The organism is Bradyrhizobium sp. 18BD (assembly GCF_054185225.1).
In genome coordinates this window covers 91464-113398 of the sequence record NZ_JAVAYL010000001.1, presented here as the reverse complement: position 1 = coordinate 113398, position 21935 = coordinate 91464, and the positions used below count along the sequence as shown (strand labels likewise).

General features: G+C 65.5%; 16 protein-coding genes. 6 read left to right on the top strand and 10 right to left on the bottom strand.

Going from position 1 to position 21935, the window contains the following annotated elements:
• Positions 1 to 90: 90 nt before the first annotated feature.
• Entirely contained in the window at positions 91 to 984 is an 894-nt protein-coding gene (locus RAD16_RS00515; protein WP_458155938.1) for a dioxygenase family protein, read from the bottom strand.
• Between the two features lie 205 nt (positions 985 to 1189).
• Complete coding sequence (pcaF, locus tag RAD16_RS00510) at positions 1190 to 2398, bottom strand: 3-oxoadipyl-CoA thiolase (RefSeq protein ID WP_458155937.1); 1209 nt, start codon at positions 2396 to 2398, stop codon at positions 1190 to 1192.
• Positions 2399 to 2614: 216 nt separating this feature from the next.
• Here pcaF and mutS point away from each other — a divergent pair, with 216 nt between their 5' ends.
• A complete protein-coding gene (gene mutS / locus RAD16_RS00505; RefSeq protein ID WP_458155936.1) occupies positions 2615 to 5353 on the top strand; it encodes a DNA mismatch repair protein MutS in 2739 nt (912 codons plus the stop codon).
• A gap of 137 nt (positions 5354 to 5490) precedes the next feature.
• Here mutS and RAD16_RS00500 read toward each other — a convergent pair whose 3' ends face one another.
• The 6 genes from RAD16_RS00500 to RAD16_RS00475 form a co-directional block, all read right to left on the bottom strand.
• The gene (locus RAD16_RS00500) at positions 5491 to 7167 is read right to left on the bottom strand and encodes a methyl-accepting chemotaxis protein (RefSeq protein WP_458155935.1); all 1677 of its coding nucleotides are present in this window, start codon (positions 7165 to 7167) and stop codon (positions 5491 to 5493) included.
• Between the two features lie 262 nt (positions 7168 to 7429).
• On the bottom strand, positions 7430 to 8239 hold the full coding sequence (locus tag RAD16_RS00495) for a hypothetical protein (protein WP_458155934.1): 810 nt from the start codon (positions 8237 to 8239) through the stop codon (positions 7430 to 7432).
• 163 nt (positions 8240 to 8402) lie between these two features.
• Positions 8403 to 8912, bottom strand: coding sequence for an OsmC family protein (locus RAD16_RS00490; RefSeq protein WP_458155933.1), 510 nt, complete (start codon positions 8910 to 8912; stop codon positions 8403 to 8405).
• A 53-nt stretch (positions 8913 to 8965) separates the two neighbouring features.
• Positions 8966 to 9751 carry an ABC transporter ATP-binding protein gene (locus RAD16_RS00485; protein WP_458155932.1) on the bottom strand — a complete coding sequence of 262 codons (786 nt, stop codon included), beginning with the start codon at positions 9749 to 9751 and terminating at the stop codon, positions 8966 to 8968.
• A 4-nt stretch (positions 9752 to 9755) separates the two neighbouring features.
• Positions 9756 to 10601, bottom strand: coding sequence for an ABC transporter permease (locus tag RAD16_RS00480; protein WP_458155931.1), 846 nt, complete (start codon positions 10599 to 10601; stop codon positions 9756 to 9758).
• A 219-nt stretch (positions 10602 to 10820) separates the two neighbouring features.
• Entirely contained in the window at positions 10821 to 11792 is a 972-nt protein-coding gene (locus RAD16_RS00475; protein WP_458155930.1) for an aliphatic sulfonate ABC transporter substrate-binding protein, read from the bottom strand.
• Between the two features lie 188 nt (positions 11793 to 11980).
• Between RAD16_RS00475 and RAD16_RS00470 the strand changes: the two genes are divergently transcribed.
• The gene (locus RAD16_RS00470) at positions 11981 to 14770 is read left to right on the top strand and encodes a [protein-PII] uridylyltransferase (protein WP_458155929.1); all 2790 of its coding nucleotides are present in this window, start codon (positions 11981 to 11983) and stop codon (positions 14768 to 14770) included.
• Between the two features lie 142 nt (positions 14771 to 14912).
• Here RAD16_RS00470 and RAD16_RS00465 read toward each other — a convergent pair whose 3' ends face one another.
• Entirely contained in the window at positions 14913 to 15443 is a 531-nt protein-coding gene (locus tag RAD16_RS00465) for a methylated-DNA--[protein]-cysteine S-methyltransferase (protein ID WP_458155928.1), read from the bottom strand.
• 92 nt (positions 15444 to 15535) lie between these two features.
• Between RAD16_RS00465 and RAD16_RS00460 the strand changes: the two genes are divergently transcribed.
• The 3 genes from RAD16_RS00460 to RAD16_RS00450 all read left to right on the top strand — a co-directional run bounded on the left by RAD16_RS00460 (position 15536) and on the right by RAD16_RS00450 (position 18761).
• Positions 15536 to 15898 carry a DUF1304 domain-containing protein gene (locus RAD16_RS00460; RefSeq protein ID WP_458155927.1) on the top strand — a complete coding sequence of 121 codons (363 nt, stop codon included), beginning with the start codon at positions 15536 to 15538 and terminating at the stop codon, positions 15896 to 15898.
• 148 nt (positions 15899 to 16046) lie between these two features.
• Positions 16047 to 17288, top strand: a complete 1242-nt coding sequence (locus RAD16_RS00455; RefSeq protein WP_458155926.1) for an ABC transporter substrate-binding protein — start codon at positions 16047 to 16049, stop codon at positions 17286 to 17288.
• A 246-nt stretch (positions 17289 to 17534) separates the two neighbouring features.
• On the top strand, positions 17535 to 18761 hold the full coding sequence (locus tag RAD16_RS00450) for an ABC transporter substrate-binding protein (protein ID WP_458155925.1): 1227 nt from the start codon (positions 17535 to 17537) through the stop codon (positions 18759 to 18761).
• A gap of 236 nt (positions 18762 to 18997) precedes the next feature.
• Here the strand turns inward: RAD16_RS00450 and RAD16_RS00445 are convergent, their stop codons facing one another.
• Positions 18998 to 19423 carry a DUF1330 domain-containing protein gene (locus tag RAD16_RS00445; protein ID WP_458155924.1) on the bottom strand — a complete coding sequence of 142 codons (426 nt, stop codon included), beginning with the start codon at positions 19421 to 19423 and terminating at the stop codon, positions 18998 to 19000.
• A 171-nt stretch (positions 19424 to 19594) separates the two neighbouring features.
• Here RAD16_RS00445 and RAD16_RS00440 point away from each other — a divergent pair, with 171 nt between their 5' ends.
• The gene (locus RAD16_RS00440; RefSeq protein WP_458155923.1) at positions 19595 to 21799 is read left to right on the top strand and encodes a transglycosylase domain-containing protein; all 2205 of its coding nucleotides are present in this window, start codon (positions 19595 to 19597) and stop codon (positions 21797 to 21799) included.
• Positions 21800 to 21935 lie beyond the last annotated feature (136 nt).

Sequence of the window (21935 nt, the reverse complement as noted above, 5' to 3'; positions counted from 1 at the left end):
GTCCGGCCGGTCAACACTTCCGCCAATCATTATAGAACATAACTAATCTAGGGAAGCGGGTTTGGCGGCCCCGCGCTCCCGGCAGGAACGCTATTTGATCGGCGCACGCGGCAGCACGGCCTCTCCGGCTTCGAGCCGGTAGGTGTGGTCGAGCGAATACCAGGGCATCGCGACGTCGGGCGCGGTCGGATGTGGCGTGTCGTGGCGCTGGAACTTGCCGATCAGCGCCTGGGTCACGCCGAATTGCACGTCGCTGTCGATATGCGGGTCGGCGGGGTCGTAGACCTGCGAGATCAGCACCTTGAAGCCGGGTTTGAAGATCAGCGCGTGCAGATGCGCGGGACGATAGGGGTGCCGGCCCTGCGCCGCGAGCAGGCGGCCGACCACGCCATCGGTCGGAATGGGATAGCCGATCATCATCACCGAACGGAAGGCGAAGCGCCCATCGGAATCGGTCGTGAACTTGCCGCGCAGGTTCATGTCGGCCTGCTCGGGGTCCTGGTTCTCGTAGAGGCCGACCGGCGAGGCGTGCCAGACGTCGACCTCGGCGCCGGCAACGGGCCGCCCCTCCTTGTCGACGACGCGGCCGTTGACGAACAGCGGCGCCCCCGGCGTCTCCGAGCGCACGATCGAGCCGCCATTCTCGACCCGCGGCGAATTCAGCCGCCAGAACGGCCCGAGCAGCGACTGGTCGGTTTCCGTATTGCCCTGATCGCCATTGTTGAGCAGGCAGACCAGCGGCGAGACGCCGAGCGATCCCGCCATCAGCACCACTTCATTATGCGTATCGGTGGTGAGCTTGCCGAGCTCGGCAATGATCGCGGTAGCGTCGCGGAATTCCTTCTCGGTCAGCCTGACGTCACGGACGAAGCCGTGCAGATGCTTGACCAGAGAGATCATGATCTGCCGCATCCGCGGATCGGAGGTCCGCGCCATCACCGCAAGTGCTGCAGCCGTGACGTCCTGCTCGCGCTCGATGATCATGCTGATTTTCGCTCCCTATCATTTCGGGCACGTGAGAAACGAGCGAACTCGGACTCTTCGCCTCTCCCCGCTTGCGGGGAGAGGTCGGATCGCTCTTGCGATCCGGGTGAGGGGGTACAGGTCCCAAGGCCATCTCATCCGCGGAGAGAGGCCCCTCACCCGTGCCCTCTCCCCGTCAGAACGGGGAGAGGGAGAGCGCAGAGTCTCAGTTCACCTTCTCGATCGCGACGGCAACGCCCTGGCCGACGCCGACGCACATGGTGGCGAGCGCGAGCTTGCCGCCGCGCTTCTCCATGCCGTGCACGGCGGTAAGCGCGAGGCGCGCGCCGCTCATGCCGAGCGGATGGCCGAGCGCGATGGCACCGCCATGCGGATTGACGAAATCGGCATCGTCGGCGACGCCGAGCTGGCGCATGCAGGCGATGCCCTGCGAAGCGAAGGCTTCGTTGAGCTCGATCAGGTCAAAATCGGTGATCTTCTTGCCGAGCCGCTCCATCAGCTTGCGGGTCGCGGGCACCGGGCCAATGCCCATGATGCGCGGCGGCACGCCGGCCGAGGCGAGGCCGAGGATGCGCGCGCGCGGCGTCAGGCCATGCTTCTTCACCGCGGCCTCCGAGGCCAGGATCATCGCAGCGGCGCCGTCATTGACGCCCGAGGCGTTGCCGGCGGTGACCGTGCCGGGATTGCGCACGATCGGCTTCAGCTTGGCCAGGCCTTCGAGCGTGGTCTCGGGACGCGGGTGCTCGTCCTTGTCGACCGTGATCGGGCCGGCCTTGCCGCCGGGAATGGTGATCGGGGTAATTTCTTCGGCGAAATAGCCGGCAGCGATCGCCTTGCCGGCGCGCTGCTGCGAGCGGATCGCGAAGGCGTCCTGGTCGGCGCGCGAGACCTGGAATTCCTCGGCGACGTTCTCGCCGGTCTCCGGCATCGCGTCGACGCCGTACTGCGCCTTGAGCAGCGGATTGATGAAGCGCCAGCCGATCGTGGTGTCGAAGATCTCGGCCGAACGGGAGAAGGCTTCCTGCGCCTTGCCCATCACGAAGGGCGCGCGGGTCATGGATTCGACGCCGCCGGCGATCGCAAGCTCGACCTCGCCGGAGCGGATGGCACGCCCCGCAGCGCCGACCGCATCGAGGCCGGAGGCGCAGAGGCGGTTGAGGGTCTGGCCGGGAACCGAATCCGGCAGGCCCGCCAGCAGCAGCGCCATGCGCGCGACGTTGCGGTTGTCCTCGCCGGCCTGGTTGGCGCAGCCGAAGAACACTTCGTCCACCTGCGCCCAGTCGAGATTTGGGTGCTTGGCCATCAGCGCCTTGATCGGGGCTGCGGCGAGGTCGTCGGCACGCACCTTGGCGAGCGCGCCGCCGAAACGGCCGATCGGGGTCCGCACGGCATCGCAGATAAAGACGTCACGCATCGTTGTTCTCCCTGAATGCCGCGATCCGGCGAAAATTCTTCAATGTCGGCGGAGTTTTAGGAGGGCGCCCGCGGCAGGTCAATTGACGGTTTCTTGCGTATTCCCCGGGGTATCCACGCCGCCGGCGCATGCCGCGGTGCGGACAACGTGGAAAACCCGCCCGCCGCGGCCAAAGCGATAGGAGCAGGGGGCGAAATTTTGTAGGTTGCGCCGCCCATGACCATGCAACAGCCGATCCCCGTTCCGCCCCCCGACGAAACGCCCGCGCCTCAGGCGGAAGCCATCGCGCGTGTCACGCCGATGATGGAACAGTACCTGGAGATCAAGGCGGCGCATCAGGGCCTGCTGCTGTTCTACCGGATGGGCGATTTCTACGAGCTGTTCTTCGAGGACGCCGAGATCGCCTCCCGAACGCTCGGCATCGTCCTGACCAAGCGCGGCAAGCATCAGGGCAACGACATCCCGATGTGCGGCGTGCCGGTGGAGCGCTCCGAGGATTATCTGCATCGCCTGATCAGCGCCGGCCATCGTGTCGCCGTCTGCGAGCAGACCGAAGATCCCGCTGCCGCGAAAGCCCGCGGCAACAAGAGCGTCGTCCGCCGCGGCGTGGTGCGGCTGGTCACGCCGGGCACGCTGACCGAAGACACGCTGCTGGATGCACGCGCCAACAATTATCTGCTGGCGATCGCGCGGGCACGTTCGTCGGCCGGCGGCGACCGCTTCGGCCTTGCCTGGATCGACATCTCGACCGCCGAATTCACCGTGATGGAATGTTCGGGCGGCGAGCTCGCCGCGACGCTGGCGCGCATCAATCCGAACGAGGCGATCGTCACCGACGCGCTCTATAACGACAGCGAGCTCGGACAGACCTTGCGCGAGCTGCCGGCGGTGACGCCGCTGACCCGCGATGTCTTCGACGGCGCCACCGCCGAGAAGCGCCTCTGCGACTATTTTGCCGTCGCGACCATGGACGGCCTCGCGCAGCTGACGCGGCTGGAAGCAACCGCTGCGGCCGCCGCCGTCACCTATGTCGACCGCACCCAGGTCGGCAAGCATCCGCCGCTGTCGCCGCCCGCCCGCGAAGCCTCCGGCGCGACCATGGCGATCGATCCCGCCACCCGCGCCAATCTCGAACTGACGCGGACGCTCGCCGGCGAGCGCCGCGGCTCGCTGCTCGATGCGATCGACTGCACCGTCACCTCGGCCGGCTCGCGCCTGCTGGCGCAACGGCTGGCGGCGCCGCTGACGGATGCGCCGGCGATCGCGCGGCGCCTCGATGCCGTCAGCACCTTCGTCGCGGATTCGGCGACGCGCGAAGACATCCGCAGCATTTTGCGCGGCGCGCCCGACATGTCGCGCGCATTGGCGCGTCTCTCGGTCGGCCGCGGCGGACCACGCGACCTCGCGGGGCTCCGTGACGGCATCATCGCCGCCGACCAGGTGCTGGCGCGGCTGTCCGAGCTCGACCAGCCGCCGCAGGAGATCGCCGCGGTGATGGCGGCCTTGCAGCGTCCGTCGCGCGAGCTTGCCGCCGAATTCGCCCGCGCACTCGACGATCAACTGCCACTGATCAAGCGGGACGGCGGCTTCGTTCGTGCGGGCTATGAGCCGGCGCTCGACGAAGCGCGTAACCTGCGCGACGCCTCGCGGCTCGTGGTGGCCTCGATGCAGGCCCGCTACGCCGACGCGACCTCCGTCAAGGGCCTCAAGATCCGGCACAACAACGTGCTCGGCTATTTCGTCGAGGTCACTGCGCAGCACGGCGACAAGCTGATGTCCGCGCCGCTGAATGCGACCTTCATCCACCGCCAGACGCTGGCGGGCCAGGTGCGATTCACGACGTCCGAGCTCGGCGAGATCGAAGCCAAGATCGCCAATGCCGGCGACCGCGCGCTCGGGCTCGAGCTCGAAATCTTCGAACGGCTGTGCGCGAGGGCGATCGAGATCAGCGACGACCTTCGCTCCGCCGCGCACGGCTTTGCGCTGCTCGATGTTGCGACGTCGCTGGCCAAGCTCGCGATCGACGAGAATTACGTGCGGCCCGAGGTCGACGGCTCGCTCGGCTTTGCGATCGAGGCCGGCCGGCATCCCGTGGTCGAGCAGGCGCTCAAGCGCAACGGCGAGCCGTTCATCGCCAATGCCTGCGATCTGTCGCCCACGCCGGCGCAGAAATCCGGCCAGCTCTGGCTGCTCACCGGTCCGAACATGGCCGGTAAGTCGACCTTCCTGCGCCAGAACGCGCTGATTGCCTTGCTGGCGCAGATCGGCAGCTTCGTGCCGGCGACGCGCGCACGGATCGGCATCATCGACCGCCTGTTCTCGCGCGTCGGCGCCGCCGACGATCTCGCCCGCGGCCGCTCCACCTTCATGGTGGAGATGGTCGAGACCGCCGCGATCCTCAACCAGGCCGGCGAGCGTGCGCTTGTCATCCTCGACGAGATCGGCCGCGGCACCGCGACTTTCGACGGTCTCTCCATCGCCTGGGCCGCGATCGAGCATCTGCACGAAAGCAACCGCTGCCGCACGCTGTTCGCGACGCACTATCACGAGCTGACCGCGCTCTCGGCCAAACTGCCGCGCATGTTCAATGCGACGGTCCGCGTGAAGGAATGGCAGGGCAATGTCGTATTCCTGCACGAGGTGCTGCCGGGCTCGGCCGACCGCTCCTACGGCATCCAGGTCGCAAAGCTCGCCGGCCTGCCGCCGGCCGTGATCACGCGCGCAAAGTCCGTGCTGGCAAAACTCGAAGCCCAGGATCGCGGCCAGACCGCCCGCGCGCTGGCCGATGACCTCCCGCTGTTCGCAGTCCCCTCGCGCGCCGCCGCAGAAGCCGCGCCGCCGACCGAGGCCGAGCTGCTGATGGACGCGGTCAAGGCGCTGCACCCCGACGAGATGTCGCCGCGCGAGGCACTCGATGCACTCTATGCGTTGAAGGCCAAGCTGCCAAAGCAGTGAGGGTGCCGTAGGGTGGGTTAGCCGAAGGCGTAACCCACCTCTGTAATCTCCACAGTGACAGAAGTGGTGGGTTACGCCCTGAAGATGCGCTTTGCGCATCTGCAGGGCTAACCCACCCTACGATTCCGAACGTTTCGCTACGCCCTCGCCGCGATCGCCGCGGCTTCTGCGGCGGCGCGCTGCATGCTGGTCGACATCTCGTTGGTGACCGTGCTCTGCTCCTCGACGGCGGCGGCGGTCGAGGTGACGTATTCGCTGACGTTGTTGATCGCCTGCTTGATCGAGCCGAGCGCGCTGACGACGTCGCCGGAGATGCCGTTGAGGTTGCCGATCTCCTGGCCGATCTTGTCGGTCGCCTGTCGCGCCTGGTTGGCAAGACTCTTCACTTCGGACGCGACCACCGCGAAGCCGCGGCCGGCCTCGCCGGCACGCGCAGATTCGATCGTGGCATTGAGCGCGAGCAGGTTGATCTGGCCGGTGATGCTGTTGATCATCTCGATGATGCCGCTCATCGCCTGCGCCGCCTCGGTCAGGCGCTGCGCCTGCGCGTCGGCGGAGGCGACCTGATCGACCGCGCTCATCGCGGTCTCGCGCGATTTCGTCATCGCCTCGGAGATCTCCCGCACCGAAGCGTTGAGCTCCTCCGAGCCGGCAGCGACCGATTCCATCATGCCGCGGACGCGCTCATTGCCCATGCGGACCAGCACCTGCTTGGTGGTGTCGGTGGCGTATTTCACGACCTTGAACGGCTTGCCGTTGAGATCGAGGATCGGGTTGTAGGAGGCCTGGATGTAGACCTTCCTGCCGCCCTTGCCGATACGCTTGTACTCCGCCGCCTGGTACTGACCGCGGTTGAGCGCGGCCCAGAACTCGCGATAGGCCGCGCCGTCGCGTTCACCGGGCTCGACGAACATACTGTGATGATGGCCCTTGATCTCGGCCAGCGAATAGCCGAGCGTGGTGAGGAAATTGGCATTCGCCGTGATGATCGTGCCGTCCATGTTGAACTCGATCACGGCCTGCGCCTTGTCGATCGCCGCGATCTGGCCGGCGAGATCAGCATTCTTCAGCTTCTCCGCCGTGATGTCGGTTGCGAATTTGGCGACGCCGAACGGCTTGCCGTGCTCGTCGAGCAGCGGGTTGTAGGAGGCGAGGATCCAGACCTCGCGGCCGCCCTTGCCGATGCGCTTGTATTCGCCGGCCTGGTATTCGCCACGGTTGAGCTTGGCCCAGAGCTCGCGATAGGCCGCGCTGTCGCGCTCGGCTTGGGGAACGAACAGGCTGTGGTGCTTGCCCTCGATCTCGGCGAGCGAATAGCCGAGCGCCTGGCAGAAATTCTGGTTCGCGGTCACGACGGTCCCGTCGAGCTTGAATTCGATGACGGCCTGGACGCGGCTGATGGCGGAGACCTTGGAGGCTTCCGTCATGGCCTGAATCTTCTTCGCGGTGATGTCGGTCGCGAGCTTCACGACCTTGACCGGCTTGCCGACATCATCGAGCACCGGATTGTAGGACGCCTCGATCCAGACCTCGCGGCCGCCCTTGGCGATCCGCTTGAATTCGGCGGCCTGGGGCTCGCCGCGGCCAAGCTGCGCCCAGAACGCCTTGTAGTCGGCGCCGTCGCGCTGATCGGCCGGCATGAACATGGCGTGCTTCTTCCCCTTGATCTCGTCGAGGGAATAGCCGAGCGCCTTCAGGAAGCTTGGGTTGGCCGTCAGGACCGTGCCATCCATCGCAAACTCGATCATCGCCTGCGAGCGGCCGATGGCGGCGAGCTGTGCGTCCGCATCACCGCGGGACTTGCGACCAAACATCAAGGAATCTCCATCTCGAAAATAGTGCATGGCGGGACACGCCCGTCGGGGATGCAATCGTGCGGCCGAACGGCCGTATTCGAATCGATAATTTCCGCAGGTCCGTGATCGAATACAGATCGGACGAGATTCGCGCCGGCGACGGCGGAAGCGGTACGCAACAGGATTGGTAAAGGAAAAGCTCGAATAAAGTTCTAATGAGAACGTCGGCAACGTCCCGGACATGTCGTTTCGCGACCCCGTGTCGCGCTGATCCGTCGTCTCACGGCGTATGCCGCGCCCTGTGCGTCGCACGCCGACCAATTCCCCACAGTGTCAGGTTCCAGACGATGCAGGTCGCGAGCGCAAGACAGAGACCTATGGCGGAGCCGAACTGCACTACCGCAACGTGTATGACGGCGATCGCCATTCCGAAACCGAGCAGGCCCCAGGCGGAGTTGGCGAGCACGGCGGCCGTCGGCGGCCCGCCGATGCGCGGATGCAGGATCACCATCATGCTGGAGAACACCACCGGATAGAGCGCGATGATGCCGCTGATCTTCGGCCCGACCCAGCTCGACGTCGAGACCACGATGGCGACGAGGGTCGCGACCAGCGAGGCCCGCATCGGGATGTCGTACCAGCGGCGCGTCACCAGCGGCATCTTCACGTGGCGATAGCCCGCGAGCAGCGGAATGCAGATGCCGAACGCGATGAAGTTCACGGCGAGCCCGGCGGTGAGGGTCCAGTCGAACATGCGGATGGCCGAGGCCATCGCGATCCAGACCGCGAACGCGCAGCCGCAGCTCACCGCCATGCTGCGCCGCTGCGCCAGCACGACATAGGTGAGGCCCATGAAGATGGTTGCCGCATTGACCGGCAGGCTCGACAGCGCGCCCTGCGCGATGAAGGCGGCGTCATGGTCGATGGCGAGGAAGACGTAGGAGGGACCGGCCGACACCGGCAGCGTCGCCACCAGCGCACCGATCACGGGTCCCGAGCGCTCGGTGATGATCGACGCCGTCACGACAAACGCCGCCGCGATTGCCATGCGCAGGAGAAGGAAGAGAATGAAGTGGAGATCGAGGGACATTTTTTTGTTTTTCGTCCCGGACAAGCGAAGCGCAGATCCGGGACCCATAACCACAGGCTTCGCTGTGTTAGACGGTCGTAGTCATCCGTGCGGCAAGACAATCGGCATTAGGGGAATCAGCCCCGGCGTTCGCCGGGACGACTGGAGCAGCGAGCTTTCGCCCTCACATCCGCTGCATCGACACCGAAACCTTCGGGCCGTTCTTGATGGTCTGGTAGACCACGCAATAGCGTTCGGTGAGTTTCAGCAGCAGATCGAGCTTGTCCTGCGGCGCGTCGGTATCGACCTCGAAGCGCAGGCGGATCTCGGCGAAGCCGACCGGGGTCTCCTTGTCGACGCCGAGCGTGCCGCGGAAGTCGAGATCGCCCTCGGCGTACACATTGCCGGTCTTGAGCGGCACCTCGATCGCGGTCGCGACCGATTTCAGCGTGACGCCGGCGCAGGCGACCAGCGCCTCCAGCAGCATGTCGCCGGAACAGAGCTCGAGGCCGGAGCCGCCGGTGGCCGGATGCAGGCCCGCCATCGCGATGGCGCGGCCGGTCTCGACCTTGCAGGCGATGCCTTCGCTGTCGGTCGAGCCCTTGGCTTTCAGCGTGATCATCGCGGTCTTGGGATCGGTCTTGTAGCGTTCCTTGATCGGGGCCTGCATCTGGCGCAGTTGGGCGGCGTCCATCTTGTTCTCTCCCGGAAAATTGCTCTCCGATGTACCGGCTCAGGGAGAAATTGTCACCACCACATGGCCTGACCGGGACCCTGGGTTGCGTCACGGTCAGGCACATTGCGGTCGAGCGAACGGTCGAGTGACGTCAGCACACTTCGCTTGAAATTCTCGAACAGCGGCGAATTGCGATCGCGTGGCCGACCGAGATTGATCTCGATCTGGTCGAACAGCCGTCCTGGCCGCGGCCGCATCACCAATACGCGGTCGGCCAGCACCACGGCCTCGTCGACGTCATGTGTGACGAGGATCAAGGTCGGGCGCGTGTCGGCCCAGAGGTCGAGCAGATGATCCTGCAGGTCGCGGCGGGTGAAGGCATCGAGCGCCGAGAACGGCTCGTCGAGCAGCAGCACCTCGGGCTGCGGCACCAGCGCGCGGGCGATCGCGACCCGCTGCGCCTGTCCGCCCGAGAGCTCGCGCGGCCAGGCCTGCGCCTTGTCGGAGAGCCCGACGCGGGCCAGCGCGCGCGCCACCTTCTCGCGGCGTTCGGCCGCCGACAGATCGGCGAGGCCAAAGCCGATATTGTCGGCGACGCTGAGCCAGGGAAGCAGCCGAGGCTCCTGGAAGATGATGCCGATCTTGGCGTGGGGCGAGGCGATCGCTTCGCTGTCGAGCGTCACCGTGCCGGAGCTGGCGCGGTCGAGGCCGGCAATGGCGCGGAGCAGCGTGGACTTGCCGCAGCCGGAGCCGCCGATGATGGCGATGATCTCGCCCTGCTTGATCTCGGCGGAGAAGCGCGCCAGCGCCTGCACGCCGTTGGGATAGGTCTTGCTGACCCGGTCGAGCGCCAGCATCGCCTCAAGCTCCCTTCGCGCGGCCGAAAGCGTCCTGCCAGCGCAGGAACGGCGCGGCGGCGGCCTCGATCAGCCAGTCGGTGAGCTTGCCGAGGATGGCGAAGATCACGATGGCGGCAAGGATCTGCGCGGGCTTGCCGAGCTGCTGGCCGTCGAGCAGCAGATAGCCGAGGCCTTCGGAGGCGCCGATCAACTCGGCGGCGACGACGAACATCCAGCCCAGGCCAAGTCCGACGCGCAAGGACACGATGTAAGCCGGCAGCACCGCGGGCAGCAGGATACGGCGGATCATCGCGAAGCCTGAGAGACGGAAAGTGCGACCGACCTCGACGATCTTGCGATCGACCGACAGGATCGCGCCCATCACGCCGAGATAGACCGGGAAGAACACGCCGACCGCGATCAGCGCGATCTTCGAGGTCTCGAAGATGCCGAGCCAGAGGATGAACAGCGGCACCCAGGCCAGCGAGGGGATCGCGCGCAGCGCCTGCACGGTCGGATCGAGCAGCCGCCGCGCCAGCGACCAATAGCCGGAGATCGCACCCAGCAGCGTTCCTGCGACCACGCCGAAGGCGAAGCCGAGGCCGACACGCCACAGCGTCGCGGCGATGTGGCGGACCAACTCGCCGGAGCGGGCAAGCTCGGTGATGGTGGCGAACACGCGCGAGGGCGGCGGCACCAGGCGGCCATTGGACCAGCCGAACCAGACCACCAGCTCCCAGCCGACCGCGAGTATCAGCGGCAGCAAAATCCCCAGCATCGGCCGCGCATAGCGCGACAGCCGCGAGGGCGCAGCGGCGCTTTCGGCGGGTTCCGAGGTCTGTTGCAGCACTGGCGCGTCGGAGATCATGGCCGGTAGGAAGCGCGTCTGGCCCGGGAATGCAACACTACTCTTGCCACGGTTTCCGCTGCCCTCTTCCTTCTCCCCTTGTGGGAGAAGGTGGCGCAAAGCGCCGGATGAGGGGTTCGCTCCACTCGCACGACAGCTCGTGAGGATAGATACCCCTCACCCGGCTTCGCGTTCCGCGAAGCCACCCTCCCCCACAAGGGGGGAGGGTCAAGTCCGACTTCAATTCGTCGGCAGCGGGACCTGGTCGTCGATCAACGCATCAAGCGTCGCCTTCACGTCAACCTTGGCGTCGACGACGCCGGCCTGCTGCAGCGCGAGGCCGGCGGCGAGGATCGACTCGCGCTGGGGTGCGCCGATGCGGCTGTGGGTCAGCTCGGTGCGCTCCTTGAGCTGCTTGTCGACGACAGCCTCCGGCAGTTTGGTCACCGCGATGAAGGTCTTCTTCAGCTCGTCGTAATTCGCCAGCGAATATTTTCGCGCTTCCTCGTAGACCGCGAGCACGCGGCGGGCGGCGTCCGGATAGTCCTTCAGGAACTGCTCGCGCACATTGAGGATGCCCCAGGTGTTGGCGTCGGCCTTGCGATAGAACAGCTTTGCGCCTTCCTCGACCTCGGCTTGCGCCATCATGGGATCAAGACCGGCCCAGGCATCGACGTCGCCGCGGATCAAAGCGGTCTTGCCGTCGGCGTGCTGGAGCAGCACCGGCGTGATGTCCTTTTCGGTGAGGCCGGCACCCAGCAGCGCGCGCACCAGGAAGATGTGCGGATCGGTGCCGCGCGTCACCGCGACGCGCTTGCCTTTCAGGTCAGCCACGCTCGCGATCTTGGAATCCTTGCCCGTGACCAGCGCGGTCCATTCAGGGCGCGAATAGACATAGATCGACTTGATCGGGTTGCCGTTGATGCGCGCGACCAGCGCCGCCGAGCCCGCGGTCGAACCGAAATCGATCGAGCCGGCGTTGAGGAATTCGAGCGCCTTGTTCGAGCCCGCCGACTGCACCCAGGTGACGGTGATGCCATCCTTGGCGAACTCTTTCTCCAGCAGGCCCTTCTGCTTCAGGACCATCGACACCGGGTTGTAGGTCGCCCAGTCGATGCGGATCTCCTTGAGCGGATCGGCCGCCCGCGCCGCGGGGGTTACGGCGAGCGCAACGGCTCCCGCCAACAGAATGCGTCGTGTCATGCTAGTCATGCCCAGCCTCCTCCAAAACTTCATTGTTTTTCAATGAGTTATATCTAGAGGTCAACAGGAAAATCCCTCCCATGAAAGTGCGCCGGCCGAGAACAAGTTTGCCAAAAACCGACCCCTCCCAGCATGGAACGGCTATTGCCAGAGAATGGCGGGTGACAGCGCGCGTCACCTCTTATATCCGGTGAGACATGGACAGCGTCGCGACTGAGCATAAGCCTGAGGTGGACGATCGCTTCGACACCGCGCGGATCACCGCCGCGGTCGATGCGCTTGCCGAAAAGCATGAGGGCCGCGAGGATACGTTCCGCACCGCGGTCGCGCAGCTGCTGAAGGCCGAGCTGATCGCGGCGCGCGCTGCGGCGCAGAAGATCCTCCTGAAAGACCGCCACGGCCGCCGCTGCGCCGAGCGTCTCTGCCACGTGCAGGATGAGATCATCCGCATTCTCTATTCGGCCGCGACGCGCCATCTCTACCGCTCGCCGATCCCGAGCGGGGCCGAGCGCATGGCGGTGGTCGCGACCGGAGGTTACGGCCGCGGCCTGATGGCCCCCGAGTCGGACATCGATCTGCTCTTCATTCTGCCCTACAAGCAGACCGCCTGGGGCGAGCAGGTGGCGGAAGCCATTCTCTATTGCCTGTGGGACATGGGGCTGAAGGTCGGCCACGCCACGCGCTCGGTCGATGAATCGATCCGCCAGGCGCGCGGCGACATGACCATCCGCACCGCGATCCTGGAGACGCGCTTCCTCACCGGCGACCAGCCGCTCTATGACGAGCTGGTCGAGCGCTTCGACAAGGAAGTGGTGCAGGGCACGGCGTCCGAATTCGTCACCGCAAAGCTCGCAGAGCGCGAAGAGCGACACCGCCGCGGCGGCCAGTCGCGCTATCTGGTCGAGCCCAACGTCAAGGACGGCAAGGGCGCGCTGCGCGACCTACACACGCTGTTCTGGATCGCCAAATACGTCTACCGCGTCCGCGACACCGACGAGCTGGTCGAGCGCGGCGTGTTCGACGCGCAGGAGTACCGCAGCTTCCGCCGCTGCGCCGACTTCCTCTGGTCGGTGCGCTGCAATCTGCACTTCTATTCCGGCCGCGCCGAGGAGCGCCTGTCGTTCGACCTCCAGCGCGAGATCGCGGTCCGGCTCGGCTACACCTCGCATCCCGGCATGCAGGACGTCGAGCGCTTCATGAAGCATTACTTCCTGGTCGCCAAGGAAGTCGGCAACCTCACGGCCATCCTCTGCGCCAAGCTCGAGGATCAGCAGGCCAAGCCCGCGCCGGTATTGAGCCGCATGATGGCGCGGCTGCGCCCGACGCAGGTGAAGCGGCGCGTGCCCGACAGCGACGACTTCATCGTCGACAACAACCGCATCAACGTCGCCGCGCCCGACGTCTTCAAGCACGATCCGGTCAACCTGATCCGCATCTTCCGCCTCGCGCAGAAAAACAACCTCGCCTTCCATCCGGATGCGATGCGCGACGTGACGCGCTCGCTCGGCCTGATCAACGCGCAGATGCGCGAAAATCCGGAAGCGAACCGGCTGTTCATGGAGATCCTGACCTCCGACAACGCCGAGATCGTGCTGCGGCGGATGAACGAGACCGGCGTGCTCGGCCATTTCATCCGCGCCTTCGGCAAGATCGTCTCGATGATGCAGTTCAACATGTATCATCACTACACCGTGGACGAGCACCTGATCCGCTGCATCGGCTTCCTGCAGGACATCGAGCGCGGCGGCATCGAGGAATTCGCGCTCGCCAGCGACCTGATGCGCAAGACGCGCCCCGAGCACCGTCCGGTGATCTACATCGCGACGCTGCTGCACGACGTCGCCAAGGGCCGGCCGGAGGATCACTCGATCGCCGGTGCCAAGGTGGCGCGCCGGCTCTGCCCGCGGCTCGGCTTCAGCCCGGCCGACACCGAGCTCGTGGCCTGGCTGATCGAGGAGCATCTGACGATGTCCACGGTCGCGCAGTCGCGCGACCTGTCCGATCGCAAGACCATCGAGAATTTCGCCGCCGTGGTGCAGTCGACCGAGCAGATGAAGCTGCTGACGATCCTCACCACCGCAGACATCCGCGGCGTCGGCCCCGGCGTGTGGAATGGCTGGAAGGCGCAGCTCCTGCGCTCGCTGTATTACGAGACCGAGCCGGTGCTGACTGGCGGCTTCTCGGAGGTCGACCGCGGCAAGCGCCTCACGGCCGCCTATGCCGAATTCCGCATGGCCTTCGCCGAATGGCCGGCGGAGGAGCTCGATGCCTATATCGGCCGGCACTATCCGGCCTACTGGCTCAAGGTCGAGCTGCCGCGCAAGATCCGTCACGCCCGCTTCGTCCGCTCCAGCGAACAGGCCGGCCACAAGCTCGCGATCAATGTCGGCTTCGACGAGGTGCGCGGCGTCACCGAGCTGACGATCTTCGCCGCCGACCATCCCTGGCTGCTGTCGATCATTGCGGGCGCCTGCGCCTCGGCCGGCGCCAACATCGTCGACGCCCAGATCTACACCACCACCGACGGCCGCGCGCTCGACACCATCTCGATCTCCAGGGAATACGACCGCGACGAGGACGAGGGACGGCGCGCCACCCGCATCGGCGAGATGATCGAGGACGTGCTGGAAGGCAAGCTCCGCCTGCCCGAAGTGGTGGCGCGGCGCACCGTGCGCAGCAAGGCGCGGCCTTTCGTGATCGAGCCGGAAGTGACCATCAACAACCAATGGTCCGACCGCTATACCGTGATCGAGGTCTCCGGCCTCGACCGCCCCGGACTGCTCTACGAGCTGACCACCGCGATCTCGAAGCTCAACCTCAACATCGCCTCGGCCCATGTCGCGACCTTCGGCGAGCGCGCCCGCGACGTGTTCTATGTCACCGACCTCCTCGGCGCGCAGATCAACGCGCCGACCCGCCAGTCCGCGATCAAGAGCGCGCTCACGCATGTGATGGCTGGCGACAAGGCGGTTCAGCCGGCGGCGTGAGGCGTTCGCCGTCATTCCGGGGCGCGCGAAGCGCGAGCTATGGTGCGCAATTGCGCACCAGAGAATCCATTTATCCGCACCGTCGGTGACGCTCGATGGATTCCGGGTTCGCCGCTGCGCGGCGCCCCGGAATGACGAGCAGCTAGACCTCCACCCCCTCATGCCGCAGCAGCCAGCGCTTGCGCTCGAGGCCGCCGCCATATTTCACCAGCGAGCCGTCCGCACCGATCAGGCGGTGACACGGCAGCACCACGCTGATCGGGTTGGAGCCGTTGGCGTGGCCGACGGCCCGAATGGCTTTCGGCATCTCGATCTTCGCGGCCATCGCGCCGTAGCTCATCGTGGTGCCGGCGGGGATCCTTGCGAGCGCGTTCCAGACCTTCTGCTGGAACGGCGTGCCGGCGATGCGCCATGCGATGTTTGCGAGCTGGCCGAGATCGCCTTCGAAGTAACGCGCCAGCGCCGTCCGCATGTGTGTCGGCGCAGGCTGATCGCTGAGATCCACCGCGCCGTAATGCAGGCGCAGCAGCTCGCGCATGCGCGGCTCGTAATCCTCCCAGTCGAGCGCGCGCAGCGCGCCGTCGGCATCGGTGACGAGCAAGGCAATCCCGATCGGCGTGGTCAGGCGATCGAGGCCGAAGCGTTCAGGCGTCCTGGTTGATCGCGCGGGCATGGCGGCACCTCTGCATCGAAACACGGCATCGCGTTTGCCATGGCTGCCGTGCTAACGTCCACCCGAAAGCTGACGCTTTGGGGGAGCTCAACTTGATTCTCATCGGCAATATTCTGGTGGCGCTGGTCGCCGCACTGCACGCTTACTTCCTGGTCCTGGAAATGTTTCTCTGGACCAAGCCGCAGGGCCTGAAAGTGTTTCGCAACACGCCGGAGAAGGCCGAGATCACCAAGGTGCTCGCGGCCAACCAGGGACTCTATAATGGGTTCCTCGTCGCCGGCCTGATCTGGGGCCTGGTCCACGGCAATCCGGCCTTCGCGTTCCAGATCAAGGTGTTCTTCCTGCTCTGCGTGATCGTCGCGGGCGCCTATGGCGCAGCGACCGTCAGCACGCGCATCCTGATCGTGCAGGCGCTGCCGGCGGCGATCGCGCTGGTCGTGCTGTTCCTGGGTTAAGGCTCCTGACCTGAGACGCTTCGGCGCAGTGCCGCGATCCTTGCGCGGCTGCTCGCGTTCCTCCACAATCTTCGGCAGCGATGGCGACCGTTGCAATCAACGGGAAAAGACCGTCGGCCGAAAATTCCGTCAGGAGGAACAACCCAACATGAAGACTCGCAGAGCCTATCTAGCTGCCACGGCGGCGCTCGCCTTCGCGTTCTCCGCCAACCAAGCCCTCTTCAGTCAAGCGCTCGCCCAGAAGAAATACGACACCGGCGCGAGCGACACCGAGATCAAGATCGGCCAGACCGTGCCGTTCTCCGGCCCCTATTCCGTCTACGCCAATATCGGCAAGACGCAGGCCGCCTACTTCAGGATGATCAATGACCAGGGCGGCATCAACGGCCGCAAGATCAACCTGATCCAATATGACGACGCCTATTCGCCGCCGAAGACGGTGGAGCAGGTGCGCAAGCTCGTCGAAGGCGACGAGGTGCTGTTCACGTTCCAACTCATCGGCACCGCGGCCAACGCCGCCGTGCAAAAATATCTCAACGGCAAGAAGGTGCCGCAGCTCCTCGCCTCCACCGGAGCCGCGCGCTTCAACGATCCGCAGAACTATCCCTGGACCATCGCCTACAATCCCAACTACGTGTCCGAGGGACGGATCTACGCAAAGTACATTCTCAAGGAGCATCCGAACGCCAAAATCGGCGTGCTCTACCAGAACGACGACATGGGCCGCGACTATCTCGCGGGCCTCAAGAGCGGCCTCGGCGACAAGGCCGCCAGCATGATCGTCGGCGAGGTCTCCTACGAGGTCACCGATCCGACGGTGGACTCGCAGGTGGTCAAACTGAAGTCACTGGGCGCCGATCTTTTCTACGATGCCTCGACGCCGAAATTCGCGGCGCAAGCCATCAAGAAGGTGGCCGAGCTCGGCTGGAACCCCGTGCATATCGTCGACATCAATGCGAGCCCGATCTCGGCGACGCTCAAGCCTGCAGGCCTCGACATCTCCAGGGGCATCATCTCGACCCAATACGGCAAGGAGCCCGGCGATCCCCAGTGGAAGGACGATCCGGGCGTGAAAGCGTTCTTTGCCTTCATGGACAAGTATTTCCCCGAAGGCGACAAGCTCAACACGGTCAACACCTATGCCTATTCGGTCGCCGAGCTGCTGACGCAGGTGCTGAAGCAATGCGGCGACGACCTGTCGCGTGAGAACGTCATGAAGCAGGTCGCCAACATCAAGGACTTCACCCCGAGCTTCGCGCTGCCCGGCATCAAGATCAACACCGGGCCGAACGACTACCGCGTCAACAAGCAGATGCAGTTGATGAGGTTCAACGGCGAACGCTGGGAGCTGTTCGGACCGATCATCGAGGACACGGGCCCGTCGGGCTAGGGATTGCGTAGGGTGGGTGAGCGTCAGCGTAACCCACCTGTTCGGCCTCCGCGGCAACAGACATGGTGGGTTACGCCTCGCGAACTGCGCTACGCGCAGCCGCAAGGCCAACCCACCCTACGAACTGTGCGTCCCTTCCCACCTTGCGTTGCAACAACCGTTCCTCCACACTCGCCCTCAGCGATGGCATCGGACGCACAATGCGGCCGGCAGATCATCGGCGATAACACACTGAGGAAATTGCGAATGAGGAACGGAATTCTGCATCTGGCCACGGCAACGGCGCTGACCCTGGCGCTGTCGTTGTCCGCGGCCAATGCCCAGAAAAAATATGATCCGGGCGCCAGCGACACCGAGATCAAGGTCGGCCAGACCGTGCCGTTCTCGGGACCGGCGTCGGCCTATGCGTCGATCGGCAAGACCCAGGCCGCCTATTTCAAGATGATCAACGACCAGGGCGGCATCAACGGCCGCAAGATCAATCTGATCCAGTATGACGACGCCTATTCGCCGCCGAAGGCCGTGGAGCAGGTGCGCAAGCTCGTCGAGAGCGACGAGGTGCTGCTGACCTTCCAGATCATCGGCACGCCCTCGAACGCGGCCGTGCAGAAATATCTCAACTCCAAGAAGGTGCCGCAGCTGTTCGCGGCCACCGGCGCCTCGAAGTTCACGGACCCCAAGAACTTTCCGTGGACCATGGGCTACAACCCGAACTACTTCGTCGAAGGCCGCATCTACGGCCAGTACATCACGAAGGAGTATCCGAACGCCAAGATCGGCGTACTCTATCAGAACGACGACCTCGGCAAGGACTATCTGAACGGGCTCAAGGCCGACCTCGGCGACAAGGCCGCCAAGATGATCGTGACCGAAGCCTCCTATGAGGTCTCCGATCCCACGGTCGATTCGCAGATCCTCAAGATCAAGGACGCCGGCGCCGACCTGTTCTTCAGCGCGACCACGCCGAAGCAGGCCGCGCAGGCGATCAAGAAGATCGCCGAAATCGGCTGGAAGCCGGTGCAGATCGTCGACATCAACGCCACCTCGGTCGGCGCTGTGATGAAGCCGGCCGGCCTCGAAGCCGCCAAGGGCGTCATCAGCGTCAACTACGGCAAGGACCCGCTCGATCCGACCTGGAAGGACGACGCCGGCATGAAGCGCTATCTCGACTTCATGGCGAAGTACTATCCCGATGGTGACAAGGATTCGAACTTCAACACCTACGGCTACGGCACCGCCCAACTGCTCGCCCACGTGCTGCAGCAGTGCGGCGACAACCTGACGCGCGAGAACGTCATGAAGCAGGCGGCGTCGCTGAAGGACGTCATCGGCGACATCGCCCTGCCCGGCATCAAGGCCAACACCTCGCCGACCGACTGCCGCGTCAACAAGCAGCTTCAGATGATGAAGTTCAACGGCGAGCGCTGGGAGCTGTTCGGTCCGATCCTGGAGGATGCCGGCCCGGCCGGTTAGGCGCTGAGCTCCAAAATGCGATCGGCGGCCTGCGGGCCGCCGATTTTTTTGGCTTCGCTTGATCTAGCACCGTCATCCTGAGGCGGCCGCCCCTTGGCGGCCCTCGAAGGGCGACGGCCCGGCTGGTGGCCGCGCGGAAGCATCGGGGCCGTGCATCCTTCGAGGCTCCCGGCGCGATGCGTTTGCATCGCGCCGCTCGCGCCTCAGGATGACGGGGTGAGATGCCCGCGCTCTCCCTACGTCGGTATCTCCCCGAAATTCTTCCCCACCGGCAGCACGGCATGCCGGATCAACCGCGAATCCTCCACCGCCGCCTGCCGATGCTTCACCGCCTCACGATAGACGGGATCGCGGATCATCTCGACGAAGGCGGCGACGCTTGGATACTCGGCGATGAAGCAATGGTCCCAGCGCTCCTCCTGCGGGCCGATCAGCATCAGCTCGAACCGACCCTGCCAGACGATGCGGCCGCCGAGGCGTTCGAACACCGGGCCGCTATCTCGGCCATAGGCGGCATAGGCCTCCGCACCGCTCGCCTTGCGGCCATCGGGATAGGCGGCCTCTTGGCGCAGGCGGACCAAATTGAGCATGTGGATCGGGCCGGGGCGGTCATTGTCCCGGAATTGCGCGAAGATCTCCTTGGTCGGATCGATGTGGCCCATGCGTGCTGTTCCCTCTTGTTTTATGCCGGCGATCCTAGCTCTGGCGCCTAAGAAGCGGAACTGCGGCAGGCGAATGCCGCATCTCCTAACCAAGCGTTAAGCACGGGGTAACCGGGCCTTAAACAGCGACCGGTAGCGTGCGGCGGGGCGGGCTGACCGGGCGTTTTGCGTATGGCGTGGGGAAAGAAGAAGGGTGGGCGGAAGGAGCCGTTGTTCGGCTTACCTGCTGCGCTCGCCGATCTGCGCCTGACGGCGGCGGATCGCATCCCCGGCGGCGAGGACAAGCCGAAGAAATCCGCGAAATCACCTGCCAAGCGCAAGAGCGAGGATGCCGGCGAGGAGCCGCCGCGCGAGCGCAAGGCCCCGGCGACCCGCAGCGGCGCCAAGCGGCGCGCCAAATCCGGCGGCGGGTTCAGCCTCGGTCGCCTCGTCTATTGGGGTGCGGTGCTCGGCCTGTGGGGCATGATCGCGGTGATCGGCCTCGTGATCTATGTCGGCGCCCACCTCCCGCCGATCCAGTCGCTGGAAATTCCAAAGCGCCCGCCGACGATCCAGATCGTCGGCATCGACGGCAGCATGCTGGCCCAGCGCGGCGAGATGGCCGGCGCCAACGTGTCGCTGAAGGATTTGCCGCCGTATCTGCCGAAGGCGTTCATCGCCATCGAGGACCGCCGCTTCTACTCGCATTTCGGCATCGACCCCGTCGGCATCCTGCGCGCCCTCGTCACCAACGTGCTCCACCGCGGCGTCTCGCAGGGCGGCTCGACCTTGACGCAGCAGCTCGCGAAAAACCTGTTCCTGACCCAGGAGCGCACCATGCAGCGCAAGCTGCAGGAGGTGGAGCTGGCGATCTGGCTGGAGCGCAAGCACTCCAAGGACGAGATCCTGGAGCTCTATCTCAACCGCGTCTATTTCGGCTCCGGCGCCTATGGCGTCGAAGCCGCCGCGCAAAAATATTTCGGCAAGTCGGCCAAGAACGTCACCGTCGCGGAAGCCGCAATGCTGGCCGGCCTCGTCAAATCGCCCTCGCGCCTTGCGCCCAACCGCAACCCCGAGGGCGCCGAGGCGCGCGCGCAGATCGTGCTCGCGGCGATGGCGGATGCGAAGTTCATCACCGAAGCGCAGGCGCAGGCCTCGATCGGCCATCCCTCCTACAATGTGAAGCCGGCCGGCGCCGGCACGGTCAATTACGTCGCCGACTGGATCGGCGAAGTCCTGGACGACCTCGTCGGCCAGATCGACGAGAGCATCAAGGTCGAGACCACGATCGATCCGAAGCTGCAGAGCGTGGCGGAAGCCGCCATCATCGATGAGCTCGCGGCCAAGAGCGTGAAGTTCAATGTCAGCCAGGGCGCGCTGGTGGCGATGACGCCCGATGGCGCCGTGCGCGCCATGGTCGGCGGCCGGAACTATTCCGAGAGCCAGTACAACCGCGCGGTCACCGCCAAACGCCAGCCGGGCTCCTCGTTCAAGCCGTTCGTCTACCTGACCGCGCTCGAGCAGGGCCTGACGCCCGACACCGTCCGCCAGGACGCGCCGATCGAGGTCAAGGGCTGGAAGCCCGAGAACTACACCCATGAATATTTCGGATCGGTGACGCTGACCCAGGCGCTGGCGATGTCGCTCAACACGGTCGCGATCCGCCTCGGCCTCGAGGTCGGGCCGAAGAACGTGGTCCGCACCGCCCACCGGCTCGGCATCTCCTCGAAACTCGAGCCCAACGCCTCGATCGCGCTCGGCACCTCGGAAGTCTCTGTCGTCGAGCTGGTCGGCGCCTATGCCCCCTTCGCCAACGGCGGTCTTGCGACGACACCGCATGTGGTGACGCGGATCCGGACGCTCAGCGGCAAGCTGCTCTACATGCGCCAGGCGGACGAGCGCAACCAGGTGATCGATCCCCGCTATGTCGGCATGATGAACGCGATGATGCGGGAGACGCTGATATCGGGCACCGCCAAGAAGGCGGAGATCCCCGGCTGGCCCGCGGCCGGCAAGACCGGCACCAGCCAGGATTACCGCGACGCCTGGTTCATCGGCTACACCGCCAACCTCGTCACCGGCGTCTGGCTCGGCAATGACGACAACTCGCCGACCAAGAAGGCGACCGGCGGCGGATTGCCGGTCGAAGTCTGGTCGCGCTTCATGCGCACGGCACACGAGGGCGTGCCGGTGGCGGCCTTGCCGAACTCGCAAGCGAGCTGGGGCCTGTCGAACCTCGCGCAGGCGTCCTCACAGGTGTCGCCGCCGACTGCGGCCGCGCCGGCCAGCAGCGGCGGCTATCGCCCGCCGCCGCCGACGCGCGCCAATGTGCGGCCGGAGGCGGCCGCAGGGCTGGATGGCTGGCTGATGGACCGGCTGTTTGGTGGAAATCGATAGCTGCGGGTTGAGGTCCGAGGGGGCCTCAAAACAAAAACTGCGAAAACAACCCCATGCACAGTAGGCGGCGGCTGCGCGCGTGAAGCTGGGTGGGTGGTGCGAAGCGCTTGATGCGGCGAAGCAAATGGCGCGAGCC